The organism is Microbispora triticiradicis (genome assembly GCF_005864065.1).
Classification (GTDB): Bacteria; Actinomycetota; Actinomycetes; order Streptosporangiales; family Streptosporangiaceae; genus Microbispora; species Microbispora triticiradicis.
Map to the genome: position 1 here is coordinate 153,790 of NZ_VANP01000005.1, position 16,527 is coordinate 170,316.

At 71.2% G+C, this 16,527-nt stretch carries 10 protein-coding genes; 1 reads left to right on the top strand and 9 read right to left on the bottom strand.

The window, feature by feature from the left end; translation table 11 throughout:
• Window positions 1-8: 8 nt before the first annotated feature.
• The 4 genes from FED44_RS14880 to FED44_RS14895 form a co-directional block, all read right to left on the bottom strand.
• On the bottom strand, window positions 9-1,019 hold the full coding sequence (locus FED44_RS14880) for a phenylacetaldoxime dehydratase family protein (protein WP_167521475.1): 1,011 nt from the start codon (window positions 1,017-1,019) through the stop codon (window positions 9-11).
• A 91-nt stretch (window positions 1,020-1,110) separates the two neighbouring features.
• Window positions 1,111-2,313, bottom strand: coding sequence for a cytochrome P450 family protein (locus FED44_RS14885; protein WP_138461046.1), 1,203 nt, complete (start codon window positions 2,311-2,313; stop codon window positions 1,111-1,113).
• A gap of 44 nt (window positions 2,314-2,357) precedes the next feature.
• Window positions 2,358-3,113 carry a GNAT family N-acetyltransferase gene (locus FED44_RS14890; RefSeq protein WP_111700996.1) on the bottom strand — a complete coding sequence of 252 codons (756 nt, stop codon included), beginning with the start codon at window positions 3,111-3,113 and terminating at the stop codon, window positions 2,358-2,360.
• The gene (locus tag FED44_RS14895; RefSeq protein WP_111700997.1) at window positions 3,110-3,850 is read right to left on the bottom strand and encodes a heme oxygenase-like domain-containing protein; all 741 of its coding nucleotides are present in this window, start codon (window positions 3,848-3,850) and stop codon (window positions 3,110-3,112) included. Before FED44_RS14895 ends, FED44_RS14890 begins: the two co-directional genes overlap by 4 nt.
• Window positions 3,851-4,426: 576 nt before the next feature.
• Here FED44_RS14895 and FED44_RS14900 point away from each other — a divergent pair.
• Window positions 4,427-7,801: a BTAD domain-containing putative transcriptional regulator gene (locus FED44_RS14900; protein ID WP_167521476.1), complete on the top strand. Its 3,375-nt coding sequence runs from the start codon at window positions 4,427-4,429 to the stop codon at window positions 7,799-7,801.
• Window positions 7,802-7,850: 49 nt separating this feature from the next.
• On the opposite strand, the gene FED44_RS14905 is transcribed toward FED44_RS14900, so the two are convergent.
• The 5 genes from FED44_RS14905 to lanL all read right to left on the bottom strand — a co-directional run bounded on the left by FED44_RS14905 (window position 7,851) and on the right by lanL (window position 16,513).
• The gene (locus FED44_RS14905) at window positions 7,851-9,701 is read right to left on the bottom strand and encodes an ABC transporter ATP-binding protein (RefSeq protein ID WP_111700999.1); all 1,851 of its coding nucleotides are present in this window, start codon (window positions 9,699-9,701) and stop codon (window positions 7,851-7,853) included.
• Window positions 9,683-11,503, bottom strand: coding sequence for an ABC transporter ATP-binding protein (locus tag FED44_RS14910; RefSeq protein WP_111701000.1), 1,821 nt, complete (start codon window positions 11,501-11,503; stop codon window positions 9,683-9,685). Before FED44_RS14910 ends, FED44_RS14905 begins: the two co-directional genes overlap by 19 nt.
• 105 nt (window positions 11,504-11,608) lie before the next feature.
• Window positions 11,609-11,731 carry an ALQxL family class IV lanthipeptide gene (locus FED44_RS36415; protein ID WP_208759005.1) on the bottom strand — a complete coding sequence of 41 codons (123 nt, stop codon included), beginning with the start codon at window positions 11,729-11,731 and terminating at the stop codon, window positions 11,609-11,611.
• A gap of 160 nt (window positions 11,732-11,891) precedes the next feature.
• Window positions 11,892-13,721, bottom strand: a complete 1,830-nt coding sequence (locus FED44_RS14915) for an alpha/beta hydrolase family protein (protein WP_111701001.1) — start codon at window positions 13,719-13,721, stop codon at window positions 11,892-11,894.
• Window positions 13,718-16,513 (bottom strand): class IV lanthionine synthetase LanL, encoded by a 2,796-nt coding sequence (lanL, locus tag FED44_RS14920; protein ID WP_167521477.1) that lies wholly within the window; start codon window positions 16,511-16,513, stop codon window positions 13,718-13,720. Before lanL ends, FED44_RS14915 begins: the two co-directional genes overlap by 4 nt.
• Window positions 16,514-16,527 lie beyond the last annotated feature (14 nt).

Sequence of the window (16,527 nt, forward strand, 5' to 3'; positions counted from 1 at the left end):
GCGGCGGCCTATCGGTGTTGAGCGGGGAAGTAGGGCAGGAAGCCGGTCTGGTCGTGGCAGTTGAGGTACTCCATGCGGCCGCCCTCCGGCGCCACGTAGACCTCGTGGCCGAGCGTCACGTGAATGTCGGGGGCGAAGCGGGCGATCAGTTCGCCGGCGCTCTTGAAGATCGCGAGGTGCGTGGCATGGCTGTGCGCCCAGCGCTCAAGGTGCGACAGGCTCAGGAACCATGCGAGCGTGGCCGTCTGCACCCGGTCGTCGTTGGAGACGATCAGGTCGGCGAGCCGGGCGGACAGGCACCCGGTCTCCTGCGGGTTGGCCGCCAGATATCCGACACCGTCCTGGTAGACGGGCAGAACCCGCTCCTCGAACCAGGCGCGTTCGTCGTCCGGGCAGTGTTTCCAGCCCTGCGGACTCCGGATGAAACAGAGATTGCCCGGGGTGGTCACGACCAGGTGACGACCGGCCGAGTCCGCGGGTGCCGCCTGCACGACGGAGTCCACCTCGCCGGCGAGCCCCGCGTCTTCGGCGGCCGGGATGCGGTCGCGCATGGAGCCCGGGTAGGAATGGTACGCGTTCAGCACCGCGGGAAACTGCGACGCCAGGCCCCACGTCGGGGAATCGTACGAATACGACGTCTCGAAGTGGTCGGCAGGTGCCCGCAGGACCTCCGTCCACAGGCCGATCGGCCCACCCTTCGCGGTCAGTTCCGGCGCGGCCCACGAACCGAGCGGATGCTCTTCGGACCAGGACTTCTCGGCATCGCCGTCCAGCCAGTACGCCAGGATGACGTCGTTGGTGTAGCCGAGCCGGTCGACGTGGGCGGCATGCTCGTACGTCACGGGAGCGTGGGCTCCGTGAAGACTGCCGACGACGTCCGCCAGCACGCCGGCCGCCTCGTCGTCGTCGCGATGCTGAACGGCGAGTTGCCGCATGGTGACGCCGGTCAGCCGCTCGGGCAGATGGAGGCTGTAGGCGGGGTAGGGGTTGCGAAATCCGGCAGGCCGCAGTTTCGGCATGACGCGCTCTCCTGTGTCGGTTCGGTTTTCCCTCGGCATGCCGTCTTCGCCGCCGCCCGGCGGATGGAGGGGAACGGGCGGTACGGCCCGGTCACCGGTCGAAAGCCAGCGGAAGGAACGCCGGACCACGCACGATCAGGTTCGGTTTGTACACGATGTCGGCACGTGGTACGGCCAGTGACATGTGAGGGAATCGTTCCAGCGTCATCGTGAGGAGCGTCCTGGCGTTCCGGCGTGCCAGCTGTGCGCCCAGGCAGCGATGGATCCCATGCCCGAAGGCCAGATGGCGCTTGTCTTTCCGGAGGATGTCGAAGTCGTCGGGGTCGGGATAGCGGGCGGGATCACGATGTGCGGATCCGACGAGAAGCAGGACCGTCTCGTGCGCCGCGATCCGGACTCCCGCCAGCTCCATGTCCGCGGTGGGGAAGCGCCAGAAGGACGACGCCTGAGGGCCGTCATAGCGAAGCACCTCTTCGATCGCCGCATCGACGAGCGAAATGTCCTTGCGAAGCAGTGCATGCTGTTCCGGGTGGTCGAGCAGAGCCAGGAAGAGGTCTCCGACCAGAGCGATGGTCGACTCGTAGCCCGCCACGATGAGTCCGACCATCGTGGCGAGAAGTTCGTCTCCGCTGAGCATGCCGCGATTCCGGCTCGCCCGTATCAGGTCCGACATCAAGTCCGTGCCCAGATGCCTCTTTTTCTCGGCGATGAGATCGCTCGTGTACGCGACCAACGACTCCACCGCTTCGAACGCCAGGTGACGCAGGTTCGGGTCGGCGGTGAATATCAGGTCCCCCCATTCCCGCAACTGCACGCTGTCACCGGGTGGAGCGCCCAGGACGGTGCAGATCACCTCCACCGAGAGCGGCGCGGCGATCCTTTCCAGAACGTCCACGGGCTCCTTCCTGGGCAAGGAGCCGAGGAGGGTTTCCGCCGCCGCCCGCATCGCCGTCTGCCACTGGGCGATTCGCCGATCGGTGAAGGTCGAGGCGGCCAGCCTCCGTAATCTCGTGTGGTCGGGCGGATCCAGATTGAGCATGGTGCGTGAGCCGACCGTGCCCGATCCGAATGCCAGCGAGGCCGCGTGGAAAGCAGGCGACGCGTTCGCGTAGTCACTGCTGAGCCGCGCGTCCGCCAGCCCCTCCTTGACGTCGTCGTATCGGCTCACCAGCCACACGTCGACGTCGGTGAAGGGAATGGTCGTCCGGCACACGGGATGGTTCTCCCGCAGAAATCTGTAGGTCGGATAGGGGTCCTGGAAGAATTCGGAAGTGAAGACGGGTATCGCGGTCATCTTGTGACTTCTCGTGTGCGTGCGACTTATGGCGTCCACTGACCTCACAGCGGAATTCTGGCCACCTCGGCGCGGGGCAGGTCGTCGAGACCTCGCCGCAGCTTCGACGTGACGGCTTCGAATTCGTACGCCCCCTCGGACACGCGATGCGCGAGCACACGCACGGTGTCCTGGTAATGCGTGGAGTATCTGTCGGTGCCCGGGCAGGGGTGGAAGCCCAGGCGGCCGAACAGCACGTCCTGCCGATGACCGGTGCCGGAGGTGCAGACGACGAGCGAGGCGCCGAGGGCGCGGGCGGTGGCCACCATGGCGGCGACCATCCGTCCCCCCAGCCCCCGGCCCTGCATCCCGGAGGCGACGACGAGCCGGCCGGCCTCGAAGACCGGCGCGTTCGAGGCGCCCAGCTCGGCGAGCAACTCCGCGTACGCCCGTCCGCCGAGATGGCGTCGCGCCTGGAATCCGGCGCCCAGGCCGGGTGGTGCCAGGCGGACACAGGCGACGATCTCGTCAGTGGTGTCCAGATGCGCGGTGAGATGGAAGGCGCCCAGGTCGAGGTCCTGCGGATCCGCGTACTCGCCCTGTGCGACGCGGAAGCCCGGCCGGCGGCCCTGGTCGTAGAAGACCTCGGCGCGGAACCGGCGGATGTCATGGAGCCATTCGGCGGGGCGGCCTCCGGCCGGGTGCCTGCGAATCCACACCTCGAAGCCGCGAGCCTCGATCTGCTCGTCCGCCGTCCCGGGACCGCGATCGTTGGGAATCGGATAACGCAGCTCGGTGCCGGGATGCCGAGGCGAGTTCACGGGCTTACCCGCTCGCTTTCCAGATCACCCCTGGCCAGATCAAGGCATTCGGCCATGAAAGCGGCGTAAGACGCCAGCGCCGCCTTACCCGTTTCGATCATCGTGCTCAGCGCGCCGGGAGAAGCGGCGAGAACGCCGCCGAGCTGCCGCTGGTTGAAGGCGGTGTGGCCGGCGTCGAGTTCGACGTGTTCCGCCAGGAAGCTGTAGCACGAGGCATCCGGGTGGAAGACGCGCTCGCAGGTGGCCAGCAGGACGGGGCCGATGGTGACCGAGAGTCGTTCGATCTCGTATTCGATGGCGAGCTGGGCGAACGGCGTGGGACCGGCGATGACCTGCTCATGGAACCTGGCGTAGAAGCCGGCGGTCTCCAGTGGCGGCAGGGCGAGGAGGCCGTCGGCGTCGACAGGCTCTCCGTAGCGCTCACGCCACCAGTTCGCGATGGCGTGCGTGTCGGCGACCATCATCCGGTCGTGGCCCGCCTCCGCACGGGAATGCGCCTTGAGGGCCTTTTCGAGTTGATCCATCCCCAGCTCGCCACATCGTTCGCCCGCGCTCGAGATCCAGCGTTCGACGTCGTGGGTCATGTGGATGCCGTGCGCGTTGTACCGCAGCATCCACCGGGCGAAGAGCCGGTCCTCGCACTCGGGGGAGAACAGCGGGGAAATGGCCGGATCATTGATGAATCGCTGACGGCTGTCCTTCAGCTCTGCTTCGTACTCGTCCATCTTCGCGCCCAACGAGAGCCTCCTCGTGTTTGCCGTGCGCGCGCTCGTTCCTGCGCACACCTTCGCCGGTGTTCTGAGCCGCGGTCCTGCCATGAGAGGCCGTCCCCGGCGGCATCCCGTTACAGCTCGCGAGATTCCTGTGAGTAGTGCCGTCGCTCGTTCACGTGCCCCGAGATCTCCTCGTACGAACGATTCTGCTCGCGTCACGAACCGAGCGATTCGGCAGCAGAATCCCTGCAGCGGCTTATCGCGGGCTTAAATGTCCCCGCCCGCGGCCGGGCACCGGGCCGTAAGCGGCGGACAAGACGGATTTAAGAGCGGCGTGTTCGGAGCATGGCATCACCGGCGGGTGGGCCGGCCGTCGTCTCCCCCGTCGTGCGCGTTCTCCCACGACAGAGCCCGCCCGGCGGCAGGGCGTCCCGCTTCCGGCGGATAGCGGATCACTCTTGCGAGGGACGAGCCGGAGCGAAGCGCGGGTCAAGATGGAGCGATCTCGTGACCCTCTCTTCGGAGGAGGCAGCCGGTGTGGAGCGGTGCAGGGGGCTCGGCAAGGAACGCCGAGGAGGCACCCAAGGAGCGATCGGTCACGTGAGCAACGTCGAATTCCGGGTTCTGGGGTCGTTCGAGGTGCACGGCGCAGAGGGAATCGTCGGCATCGGGGGTCCGCGGCAGCGGGCCCTGCTCGCCCGATTGGTGGCCGCGGCGGGCACGGTCGTGTCCACGGACACGTTGATCGAGGATCTGTACCACGGCAGGCCACCGGTGACCGCGCTGGGCTCGATCCACGTCTACGTGTCGAACCTGCGCCGGGCGATCGAGCCGAAACGCGCGCCTCGCACTCCCCCGCAGCTCTTGATCGCACGACGGCCCGGCTACCTGCTCACCACGACGGACGTCGACGCGCTGCGGTTCAGCGATCTGGTCATGGATACGGAACAACGCCCGCCCGCGGAGGCTCTGCCCCGCCTGGAGGAGGCGCTGAGGCTCTGGCGCGGCTCTCCGTACGGGGAGTTCGCCGGCGAACTGTGGGCGATCCCCGAGTCGACCCGCCTGCGCGAGCTGCGCCTGACCGCGATCGAGCGCCGCGCCCAGGCGCTGCTGGATCTCGGCCGTCCCCAGGCGGCGATCCACGAACTGGAGTCCGAGACAGAGGAACACCCCCTGCGTGAGCGCCTGTGGTGGTTCCTGGCCCTGGCTCTCTACCGGGCCGGGCGACAGGCCGACGCGCTGGCCGCGCTGCGCAGGGCGCGGAAGCTCGTCGCCGATCAGCTCGGCCTCGATCCCGGTCCGGAGCTGCAGGCGCTGGAGAGGGACATCCTCCAGCAGGCTCAGTCGCTCGCGCCACCGCCCGAGCCCGTCTCCGTGCTGCACCATCCTCTGCCCTCCGCCCCCTCCGAGGTCCCTCCGGTGCACGGCCGGGACCGGCGCCACGGGGAGACGCCGGCACCGCCTGGCGGCGGAGCCACGACCGATGCCGTACGCGAAGGGGCCCGTGGCGGAGAGGCCCCGCACGCGGAGGCCGTCCGTCCCCGGGGCGCGGTCCGGGAACCTCTCATCGGCCGGGAGCAGCAGCTCGCGGAGTTGAAGGGGCTCACCGCCCTGGCGGACCGGAACGGCATGGTGGTCGCCGCGGTCAGCGGCGAGCCCGGTATCGGCAAGACCCGGCTGTTACAAGCGTTCCGGGACGACTGCGAAGATCTCGGCCATCTGGTGCTGTGGGGCCGCTGCCATGAGGGGGAGGGAGTGCCGCCGCTGTGGCCGTGGCTGCAGGTCCTGCGCGCGCTGGCCGAGACCGTGCCGCCGCCGGAGCGCCAGGCGTTGGGCGGGCTGCTGGACGACGAGTGGCCCAGCGGCCTCCCTGAGCCGGCGTTGCGCCGCCGGAACCAGGTCATCGCGCATTGGCTCGTCGAGACCGCGCGGCTGCGGCCCCTGGTGATCGTCCTGGACGACCTGCACTGGGCCGACTCAGCCACGCTCGAGCTGCTCAGGGATATCGCCGTGTTGTCGGAGACCCCGCCGGGGAATTCCGCACTGATCCTGGTCACCGCGTTCCGCGATTCGGCGCACCTCGGTGCCGTCCTCCCGGGCGACGCCCTGAATCCGTGCCTGGATGAGCAGTTGCACCGGCTTGGCCGTTACGATCTGGTTCGCATCCGGCTGACCGGCCTCAACGGCACAGAGATCGGGGCCCTCGCCGCACAGATGGGCGTCACGGTCGACGACTCCACGGCGGAGCGGCTGGCCGAGCGGACCGGCGGCAACCCGTTCCTGGTACGCGAAAGCGTGCGGCTGCTGGCGCAGGGCCAGGGCTTGGAGGTCGTGCCCGACGCGGCGGCCGATCTGCTCCGCCAGCGACTGGCCGCGCTCGGACCGCAGGCGACCAAGATACTCAATACTGCCGCGGTCATCGGCCGCACCTTCGATCCTGGCCTGGTCGCCGATATGTGGGTGTGCGAGGCATCGGAATGGAGATCGGGGCAGATCTACAGCATGCTGGACCAAGCCGCCCAGGCCGGGCTGATCACCAGCGGCGACGGGTTCATGACGTTCGTCCACGACCTGGTGAGAGAGACTTTGATCGGCGGCATCCCGCCGCTGCGCAAGGCGCTGATCCACCGGGAGGTGATGACCGTCCTGTCCGCCAAGCCCAGCACCGACGTGACGGTCATCGCCCACCATTCGGTGGAGGCGGGTCCGGCGGCGTACCGGGAGACGGCGCAGTGGGCCCGCGCGGCGGCCGGTCAGGCGAGCCGGCGCCTGGCGCACGAGGAGGCCGCCGCCTGGTGGGGCCGCGCCGTCACCGCTCACGGCGCCTGCGACGGCGACCCCGCCGAGCATGTGGAGCTCCTGCTGCACCAGGTACGCGCCCTGCTGGACGCCGGAGACGCCATAGGCGCGCGTCAGGTCCGCGTGCAGGCCGTACGCGTCGCCGACCGCGCCGGAGCGGACCCCGGGCTGGCCGCCCGAGCCCTCACCGCGCTGGACGCCCCGGCCGTGTGGATGCTGCGCAACCCGTACGAGCCGGTGGAGGTCCGCCTGGTAGAGCAGTTCGAAGCCACGCTGCGCGCGCTGCCCGAAGACGACACGCCGGAGCGGGCGCTGCTGCTGGGCGGCCTGGCCCAGGAACTGCACGACGGGACCGGCGACCCCCGCTGCCTGTCCCTGTCCGCCGAAGCCGTCGCCATGGCGCGCCGGATCGGCGATCCGCACCTGCTCATGCGGGCGCTCAACGCACGCTGGCTGTCCCTGCCGCAGGTGACGCACCTGTCCGAGGTCGGTGAGATCGCCGAGGAGATGCACGTCCTCGCGGCGCGAGCCGGGACTCCGGAGTTCGAGTTGCTGGCCCACATGATGGACACCCACTGCAAGCTGGAGACGGCCGACCTGGCCGGCGCAGACCGGGCCGCCGCCCGCTGCGACGTCCTGCTCGACCATCTGCAGTTACCGTGGCCGCGTTTCCAGCACACCCTGTGGCGGGCTGTCCGGCTCGCCCTCGACGGCCGGTTCGACGACGCCGACGCCCTCTACGACGACGCCGAACGACAGGCCCAGCGAATCGGCATGTGGTACGTGAGCGCGGTCGTGAACAGCGGTCGTCTCATGCTGTGTTATCAACGCGGCACGATGGCCGACGCCGGACCGCTGATCGATCTGGTCGGCGGCATCCACCCCAGCGCGGACCACGACGCCCGGGTGCTGGAACGGTGCGCCCAGGGCCGTCTGGACGAGGCTCTGCAGCTCGCCGCGGAAGGGTGGCCGGCCCCGCCGCTGGACTGGGCGTGGCTGACCACCACGTGTCTGCAGGGCGCGGCCCAGGCGGCCGTAGGCGACCTGCCCGCCTGCCGGGCGACCCACGAGAGGCTGTTGCCCTACGCCGGGCGGATCTCCCTCATAGGACCTGTCGACCACTTCCTGTCCCTGCTCGCCTCCACTCCCGACGATCTCGGCTCGAAACGGCGCTGACATCGCCGTAACCCCGCACAGCATCCCGGAGCGGTTCTGGATGAACCGCTCACCGTTCCCGAGCCGGAAGCCCCCGGCCGGCGGCCTCGCCGTCGCGCATCCCGTCGTTGTGCCAGTGGCCGACCAGGTCCGCGTACAGGGGCGACCGGTCGATCAGCTCCACATGGGTGCCGGTGAGCACAGCGCTTCCGTCCATCAGGAGGACCCGGCGGGCTCTGATGGCCGAGCTGATGCGGTGGGCGATCACGATCAGGGTGCCCGGCCGGGCCGCCAGGGCCATCTCCGCACGCAGTTCGGCGGCCGGATCGAGGTGGCACGTGGCCTCGTCCAGGATCACGACGCCGGCGGGAGAGGCGTGGACGCGGGCCAGGGCGATGAGCTGCCGCTCTCCAGCGGAGAGCGCCGACGGCTCCTCGATCGTCCCGTCGATCCCGCCCAGCCGTTCGACGAGCGCTCCGGCGCCGACGGCGTCCACGGCCGTGCGCAACCACTCGTCGCCGGTCGTCTCCGGGCACAGGTACGCCAGGTTCTCGCGCACCGTCCCGGCGAAGACGTACGCCTCCTGCGGCACCAGCGCGACAGAGCTCCGCAGCCGCGCCTCCGGGACCGAGCCGAGCGGCGCTCCGCCGAGCCGAATCCGGCCGCCGGTGGGCCGCCGCAACCCGGTCATCAGCATGGCCAGCGTGGACTTGCCGACGCCGCTGGGACCGACCACCGCGAGATGCTCACCTTCGCCGATCGTCAGGTCCAGATCCCGTACGACGGGGGTCGCCTGCGGCGAGTAGGAAAAGGTCAGGTGCTCCGCCCGCAGTTCGTGGCCGGTAGGAACGCTGTCGCGCGCCGAATCCCGCGATGGAGCGGGCAGGGCGGGGAGTGTGATGGTCCCGGCGATCCTCCGCGCGGTGACCGTGAGGGTGACTCCCCAGGATCCGACGCTGTCGAGAATCGCGCGCAGGGCCGGTTCGAGGCCGGTGAACAGGTACGTCGCCGCTCCCACCACCTCGCCGGCGGTCAGGTGACCGTGCCGGATGAGGAGCGGGGCGGCGAGGAGAAGACCGATCAGCGGGACGTGGGCCCCGAGCATGACGACCAGCCGCCTGCTCGTGCCCGCCCACGCGAGCGCGCGGCTCGCTCTCGCCTGGGCGTCGACGAGGGTCCGCAGTGCGGCTTTCGCCGGGTCCTGTGCCCCGCAGGCGGCGATGTCACGTAGTCCCGCCACGATGTGCGCGGTCTGCGCCGTCAGCGTCTCCTCCGAGAGGACGAGCTCACGCTGGCGGGCCACGAGCACCCCCAGCAGCCTGGCGAAGACGGCCAGCGCCGCGACGAGAGGCCCCGCGACGAGGGCGGCGGCCACCGGCGACAGAACCAGGAGTCCCACCAGCGCGGCGATCACCGAGATCCCGAGTTCTCGGCTGTTGCGCAGCATCGCGGACAGCAGACTGCGGAGCGTCTCGATCTGCCTGGTGAGCCGGTTGACCGCGGCGGCGTCCGGTGTCTCGCCGCCGTCGGCGGCGCGGACCACGGTCGCCTTCACCACGGCGCGGACCAGGTCGTCGCGCACGGGCTCGACCACCGCGGCGAGATGGGGGAACATCAGCCGGGTCGCGACGGCTTTGACGAGCATCGTGGCGCCCATGAGGCCCAGCCAGGCCATCCCGGCGCCCGGCCGGCCGGCCAGGAAACCCTGATCGACCGCCGCGGCGACGAGCAGGCCCGACAGCAGTGCCGGCGCCGCCTCGACGAGGGACCACGTCATGGCCAGCGCGAGAGGGCGCCGCCGGGGACGCAGCAGATCCGCCAGGAGGCGCCAGGGGCTGGGGGCGTGCCCGCGGTCCGGGATCGGCGGAGACGGTGTGGTGCCGGATCCCTGTCCGGCCTCGGTCACTGCATGGACGTGCATGCTTCCTCCTCGTCCGCCACCGCGTGGCCGGTTCCCTCCGCAGCGGCGGCGGCCGTGTCGTCGCCTGGATCGATGGCGCCCGGATCGTCGCCGGAGGCGAAGAGGGCGCGGTACGCCGGGTCGCGCCACAGCTCCCGATGGGCGCCGCGGCCCCGCACCCGGCCGCCGTCGAGCCATATGACCAGGTCGGCCCGGGCGGCCGTGGCCGGGCGATGGGCGATGACGAGACGGGTCCGCCCTCGCATGGCGTCGACCAGCGCGTTGGTCACCTGAGCCTCGGTCGCCGTGTCCAGGCTGGAGGTCGCGTCGTCCAGGATGGTCAGACGGCCCCGCCTGAAGAAGGCGCGGGCCAGTCCGAGCCGCTGCACCTCACCACCGGACAGCGGTGCGTCCGCCGCCGGGGTGGCGTACCCCAGGGGAAGTCGACGGACGACATCGTCCACGCCCGCCGCCCTCGCGGCCGCGCTGACAGCCTCGGGGGTGCTGACAGAAGCGCCGTAGGCGATGGCCGAGGCGATGTCACCACCGAGGAGCACCGGGCGTTCGAACGCGTAGGCGACCGCGCTCCTCAGCAGGCCGGGATCGACGTCGCCGAGGGGTATGCCGTCGAGGAGCACCTGTCCGCGATCGGGGTCCGTCAACCGTCCGGCCAGCAAAGCGAGGGTGGTCTTGCCCGCGCCTGAGTGGCCGACGACGGCGGTCAGCGCCCCCGCGGGAATCTCCAGGCAGATGTCGTCGAGGACGGGAGTCTGCCCGCGCATCACGGTCACGCCGCGGAACGAGAGCGCTCCCGGGCCTTCGGCCAGGGGCGCGCCGCCGGAGGGCAGGGCGGGAAGGGCGAGCACGTCGTGCACGCGAACCGCCGCGGAGCGGCCGTAGGCCAGGCTCAGCAGCGGATCGATCTGCTTGACGAAAGCCAGGGCCAGGGCGGTGTAGCCGGCCGTCTCCAGGAGCACGCCCGGTTGCAGCCGGCCCTGCGCGATGCCGAGACCCGCCACGGCCAGCACGAGGAGTTCCATGAGCGGCAGTAGCAGCGTGATGTGCCACACGCTGTGCGCCTGCGCCCTCCAGAGGGCGCGCCCGGCGGCGCTGAGTTCGGGCAGCGGTTCGAGCACGCGGGTGATCTCACGGGAGGCGGTGCCCGCGGCCCGTACCGTGCGGATTCCGGCCAGGGTCTCGGTGAGGCGTGTGGCCAGCCGGCCCTGGGCTCTCTGATAGGCGCCGTACAGGCTGGAGATCCGGGCGACGAGCACGCGCGTCACCACGACCGCGACCGGGACGCCGGCCAGGAAGGCGAGCCCCACCCGCCAGTCGATGGTGAAGAGCGCGACGGCCCCGCCGAGAGAGGTGACGGCTCCCGCGGCGGCGCTCACCACCGTAACGGGGACGTAGCCGACGGTCGACGTGTTGCCGACGAGGCGATTGGTGAGCTCCCCGGCCGGAAGAGCCGCCGCGCCGCCGACGTCCGACTGGAGAAGGCGGTCGATCACGCGCAGGCGAAGGAGGCTGGTCGCGGACGTGACGGAGGTGATGCCGGCGATGTGCGTGGTGATCTCGACGAACGCCTCGGCCACGAGGAGGGCTGCGAGGGAGGCGCACGCGATCGGCGAGGCCCGGCCGGTGAGGACAGAGTTCACGGCGGCGGCCAGCGCCGCGGGCAGAGCGAGTGAGATGCCGATCGACGCCGCCGCGGACACCCCGGCCACCGCCAGCGGCGCCCACGTCCCGCGGACCAGCGAGGCGATGAGGCGGTCGCCGTGTTTCTGCTTCACCTGCTCTTCGGCTTGTTCCGGCACGGGCATCTGACATCCTCCTTCTGTCCGGTACTGGCCCGGCGGGGGCGATGCCGGCCCGGCAGGGCCGGCATCGCCGGGTAAGGGCCCTGACCGAAGGCCAGGAGCCAGGGGTCAGAGAGTGGTGCCGCAGGTGCCGTACTCGTCGTTGCAGGTGCTGAAGGTGACGTTGCACCGCTGGAGCGCGGACTCCTGGGGAGCGGGCAGCATGTCCAGCGCGGTGATGTCGAGTTCCATCGGTGTTCTCCTTTTCTCGGACAGCCCACTTCGATGTGGGCTCTTTCTGGTTCCACCGGCGGCACCGGGTTGGCGGTGCCGCCGACGGGTTCGTGGTGCCGCTGGAAGCGGCATGCGGCGAGGACGCCGGTCCGCCGTCGTCCCTCCGCCGCGAGCCGGCCTAGCCATACGACGAGGCGGAGGGTGGCGCGGCGTGGAGGAAGGTGACGAGACGTTCGAGGACGAGGTGACGATCCGGTCCGGTCAACGGGTCGTGCCCCGCACCCGGCACCTCCAGGTACGTCAGCCGGGCACCTTGGTGAGGTGCCCTGGCCATCCGGTCGCGGAGTCGTCGCGAGTGGCCGACGGGGATGATCGGATCCCGCTCGCCGTGGATGACCAGGAGCGGCAGCCGGAGGCGGTCGGCCAGCCGGAGCAGGTCACGGGGACCGAGCGCGTCGCCGGTGATCTCCTCACGGCCGCCGAGGCGGTCGAGCAGGTTGCGCACCATCGCCGGCCCATCGGCGTACAGTTCCCGTCCGGACAGGAACGGCGCGACGACGGCGGCGCGGGACCACAGGTCCGGTTCGGCGGCGGCCGCCAGCAGCGCGAGGTAGGCGCCGTAGCTCGGGCCGTACAGGATCGGCCGGGAGCCGCCGGGCGCGCGCTCGGCCGCCAGGGTCCGCCCCACATGGAGGACGTCGGCGAGGTCGGGCCCGCCCCAGGCGCCGCGGATGGCGTCGCGGTGGGCTGCTCCGTATCCGGTGCTGCCGCGCTGGTTGGGGGCGACCACGGCGACGCCCTCCGCGGCCAGGCGCTGGAACAGGGGGTCGTAGGTGAGCTGCCACGCGGCCTCGGGCCCTCCGTGGAGGGCGAGCACCACACCCGCGGCGCGGACGGGATCACCGTAGACGACGGCTTCGAGAGGGCCGGCTGGTCCGTCGAAGCGGCGAACCACCGCGGGCGCCCAAGGGGTCCGTTCTCCGTCCGCCACGAGATGCGCTTCACGGGAATCGGACACCGCCACCACCCGTGGCGGACGGTCGGGAGCGGAGTGGACCACGTGCAGCCCGTCCTCGTTCCAGCAGGCGGCCGGCAACAGGCTGCCGGTCGCCGGGCCGATCTCCCGGAGGCCGCCCTCCTCCAGGTCGTACAGCAGGACGACGGAGCGGACGCCGCGGGTGACCGACAGCGCGAGACGCCTTCCGGCCGGGTCGAGGGCGAGCGGCCTGACCGTACCCTCGACGGCGTTCAGGTCCTCGGGGAAGACGGTCGGCCCGTCGTCGTCCCGCCGGCGGATTCCCAGCCGGTGGACGCCTCCGCTCTCGAGGGCCGTCAGCAGGACTCCGCCGCACGGAGCGGCGAGCAGCAGATGCTCGCCCTGGCGCAGGCCGGGAAGGGGGGAGACGGTGCCACGGGACGAATCCAGCACGACGGTTCGCGTTGCCCCGCCCTGCGACCTCGCCAGGGCGAGGAGGTCCCCGCTCTCGTCGAGCCAGACGCCTCCGGACAGGAAGCTCGGCACGTCGGCGACCTGTTCGGGGCGTTCGGGCGAACCGGGGAGCCGCCACACGGTCGTGCCGCGCCCCGGGGTCCTCAGCAGGGCCAGGGCGGCGGTTCCGGAGTTCCGGCCGGCCACCAGCGCGAGGTCCCCGTCGTGGACGGTGAGCAGCTCCCGGACCGAGGTGGCGGAGCCGGTCGCGGCCGGGACGGCGAGGAGGACCCGGCGGGTCCCTCCGGCTTCGACGCTGTTCACCAGGATGTTTCCGTCGCCGGTCGGCACCGCGGCGCTCCACGGGCTCACACCGTCCCGCAGGCGCAGGACACGGGACCGAGGACGCGTACCAGTGAGATCCCACAGCTCGGGAGCCAGGCCGTCGCGGTCCCGGGCGGTGAGGCAAACGGCGTACCGTCCGCTTCCGGAGAAGCGGAAGTTGATTCGCCACACCTGCGGGGGATGCGACGGTCCCAGCGCCCCGTCGATCACCGCGCTCGTCGTCGGCGCGTTCATCGTGTCTCCCCGCCTCGGGCCGGCACGGTGAGGCGGGCCGGGACGTCGGCCATCCAGGGACGGGCGCCGCCGTGGCGCAGCCGTCGCAGGAAATCGAGGATGCCCGCCAGGCCGGTGTTCCAGCCGAAGCTCACCTTGTCGCCGCTTTCGTCCGGCACCACCAGCAGCCCGTCTCGCGTCACCGCGCGCGCCCACAGGCATGCGGCGAGTTCCTCGGCCTGGGCGTGGTAGGCGGGTTCGCCGAGCAGGTCGGCCATGTCGAGCAGGAACTGGCCCTCCCCCGCCAGGCCATGGCAGGCGACGGTTCCGGAGGACAGGCGGGAAGCGTGGGCGGCGATCGCGGCCGCCCTGGCGGCGTCCAGGAACCGGGCCTCGCCGGTGGCGGAGTGGAGCCGGACCAGGAAGGTGCCCACCCCTGACGACCCGCTGCACCAGTACGGTTGCCTGATGGTGTTGCTGGGAGACTCCGTCCACCAGGCGGCGTCGCCCGTGTGGTGGGCCGCGGCCAGCAGCGTCCGCCCGCCGAGCAGGGCCGTCTCCATGCAGTCGTCGCGGCCGAGGACGCCGGCGGCGGCGAGCAGGAAGGTTCCGATCCCGGCCACACCATGGGCGAAGCCGTAGTGGACCGCACCGGCCAGCGCCGAGGCGAAGTCCTCGGGGATCTTCCACAACACGGTGCCGGGCGTACGCTCGGCGGCCGCGAGCAGGGTGTCGGCGCACCGGCCGGCCATGTCGCGGAACCGGTCGTCGCCAGTGGCGTGCCAGAAGTGCAGCAGGGCCAGCCCGGTCCCGGCGAGGCCGTGGCAGACGTCCGGATTCGGCCAGGCGACCGGCAGGCCCAGCGCCAGGTCGACGCCGGCCGAGCGTAACCTGTCGTCGCCGAGCACGCGACCGGCCTCGTGGAGGCCCCAGGCGATACCGGCCCGGCCGAAGTACAGCCCTGGCGAGGGCCTGGCCTCGCTCACCAGACGCCGGACGGTCCATTCCGCCGCGTCCCTCAGGGTGGCGGTGACATCGGCGTGCCAGGACGGGAGCCCGGCGCTTTCCCCGCCCCCGTGCTCCGCCACCGAGGCCAGCAGCGTGAGGACCCCGGCGGCGCCGTACTGGACGGCGCAGGGGTCCGAGGTCGCCCCGAACTCCATGACGGGCCACAGATGCCCTCTGCCGGCGGGATCGGCGGCGGCCTCCCGGTTCATCTGCCGGAGCGTGTGCGTGACCCCGTCGTGGAGCAGGCGGTCCTGTTCCGCGACGCCGAGGCGGTGACCGGTGACGTGCGCTGTGAACGGCCGGGGCTCTGTGTCCAGCTTGGCGAGAAACTTCTCGACCCGCCGCAGATCCCAGCGCCGGGCCGGGTCCTCCCGCATCAGGCCCAGGATCATCGGTGCCAGCGCCTGGGCCAGGGCGTTGCCCGCGCTCGCCACGTCCGCCAGCGCCCGCACGCGGGAGTCCCACGACCGGCTCCCGGGCGGCTCGTCGTCGCCGAGCATCGGCCGGCAGGCCGTGGTCAGATAGAAAACGGTCGCTCCCAGGGCGTACAGGTCCACCTCGATCCCCGGCGCGGGACCGTACTTGGGCCCGCGGGCCTGCTCGGGCGGCGCGTACCCGGGCGTGTACGCCCTCGACACCGGGGTGCCGGGAGTGGCGGCCATCTCCAGATCGACCAGCCGGCAGTCGCCGTCCGGGCCGACGATGACGTTGTTCGGTGTCAGGTCCCGTAACACGAAGCCTCGCTCGTGTACGGCGTCGACCAGGCGGACCAGCCCGTGCACCACGGTCAACGCCAGGCCCTGCCGGCGGCCGGGGTCCGCGGATCTTTCCTCGGCGGCCCAGGTCGTCAACATGGCGCCCTCGAGATGCTCCTGCGCCAGGAACAGGTTGTCCCCCTGCTCGAACAGGCTCACCTTGCGGCTCGTGATGCCCAGCGGCGCGAGGAGGTCGAGCATGTGCGCCTCGTGGCGTAGCTGGTCGCGCTGGTCGTGTCCCTGCAGAGTGGAGCTGATGTGCGGGCGAGCCTGCTTGATGACGACGTGGCTTCCGGAGACCCGGTCCTCCGCCAGGAAGACTCCGCCCTTGGCGTTGTGGCGGATCGCCTGGCGCACCACGAAGCGGCCGGCCAGCAGAACGGCCTCCGGTGCGGTGGACCGCACCGGGGCCTGGCCCGACTCGAACGGACAGGTGGCCCATTCCGGCGGGGAGTACCACGCGTTGCGCTGGTCGACCGTACGGGTGCCGTCGGGAGCGGTCAGCGTCGAACTGTAGGTGCCGTCGTTGTCGAGCACGTTCTGGGCCGAGAAGACCCCGAAGCGGTAGTGGACCAGGCTGCCCGGCCGGTACGCCCGGTCGGACAGGATGGACGGGCCGGGCAGGCCGTAGGTGGCCGTGTGCAGGTCCTCGGCGATCGCCGTCGCCGCCTCGTCTCCGGGCGGGTAGACGGTGACGAACTTGCCGACCGATCCTCGCCTGGCGCCCCTGGACGTGAGACCGGCCAGGTCGGCGAAGGTGGCCGCGAACTTGAACGGGCAACGGTGGCGGGCCAGCACCTCGACCACCCGCGCCAGCACGACGGGGGCCGACAACTGTGTCGCCGACACGTGGAGCTTCCAGCCCTGTGCCGGTGTCTCCGCGCCCTTCGGGGTCACATACGTCCACGGCGTGCGGTGGCGGATCTCCCACTCATCCTCCACACCGGGCGCGCCGGCCGCGTTGCGGTGCAAGGCGGCCCTGGCGACGTCCTCCAGCAGGTGGATGTCCGCGCCCGTGTGCTCCGCCGTACCCGCACCGTTCTCGCTCACGCCGCAACCCTCAC

What these genes read in the sequence shown, in the direction of transcription:
- FED44_RS14880 (WP_167521475.1), bottom strand. Translation starts at nt 1,019, where the DNA reads ATGCCGAAACTGCGGCCTGCCGGATTTCGCAACCCCTACCCCGCCTAC.
- FED44_RS14885 (WP_138461046.1), bottom strand. Translation starts at nt 2,313, where the DNA reads ATGACCGCGATACCCGTCTTCACTTCCGAATTCTTCCAGGACCCCTAT.
- FED44_RS14905 (WP_111700999.1), bottom strand. Translation starts at nt 9,701, where the DNA reads ATGCACGTCCATGCAGTGACCGAGGCCGGACAGGGATCCGGCACCACA.
- FED44_RS14910 (WP_111701000.1), bottom strand. Translation starts at nt 11,503, where the DNA reads ATGCCCGTGCCGGAACAAGCCGAAGAGCAGGTGAAGCAGAAACACGGC.
- FED44_RS36415 (WP_208759005.1), bottom strand. Translation starts at nt 11,731, where the DNA reads ATGGAACTCGACATCACCGCGCTGGACATGCTGCCCGCTCCCCAGGAG.
- FED44_RS14915 (WP_111701001.1), bottom strand. Translation starts at nt 13,721, where the DNA reads ATGAACGCGCCGACGACGAGCGCGGTGATCGACGGGGCGCTGGGACCG.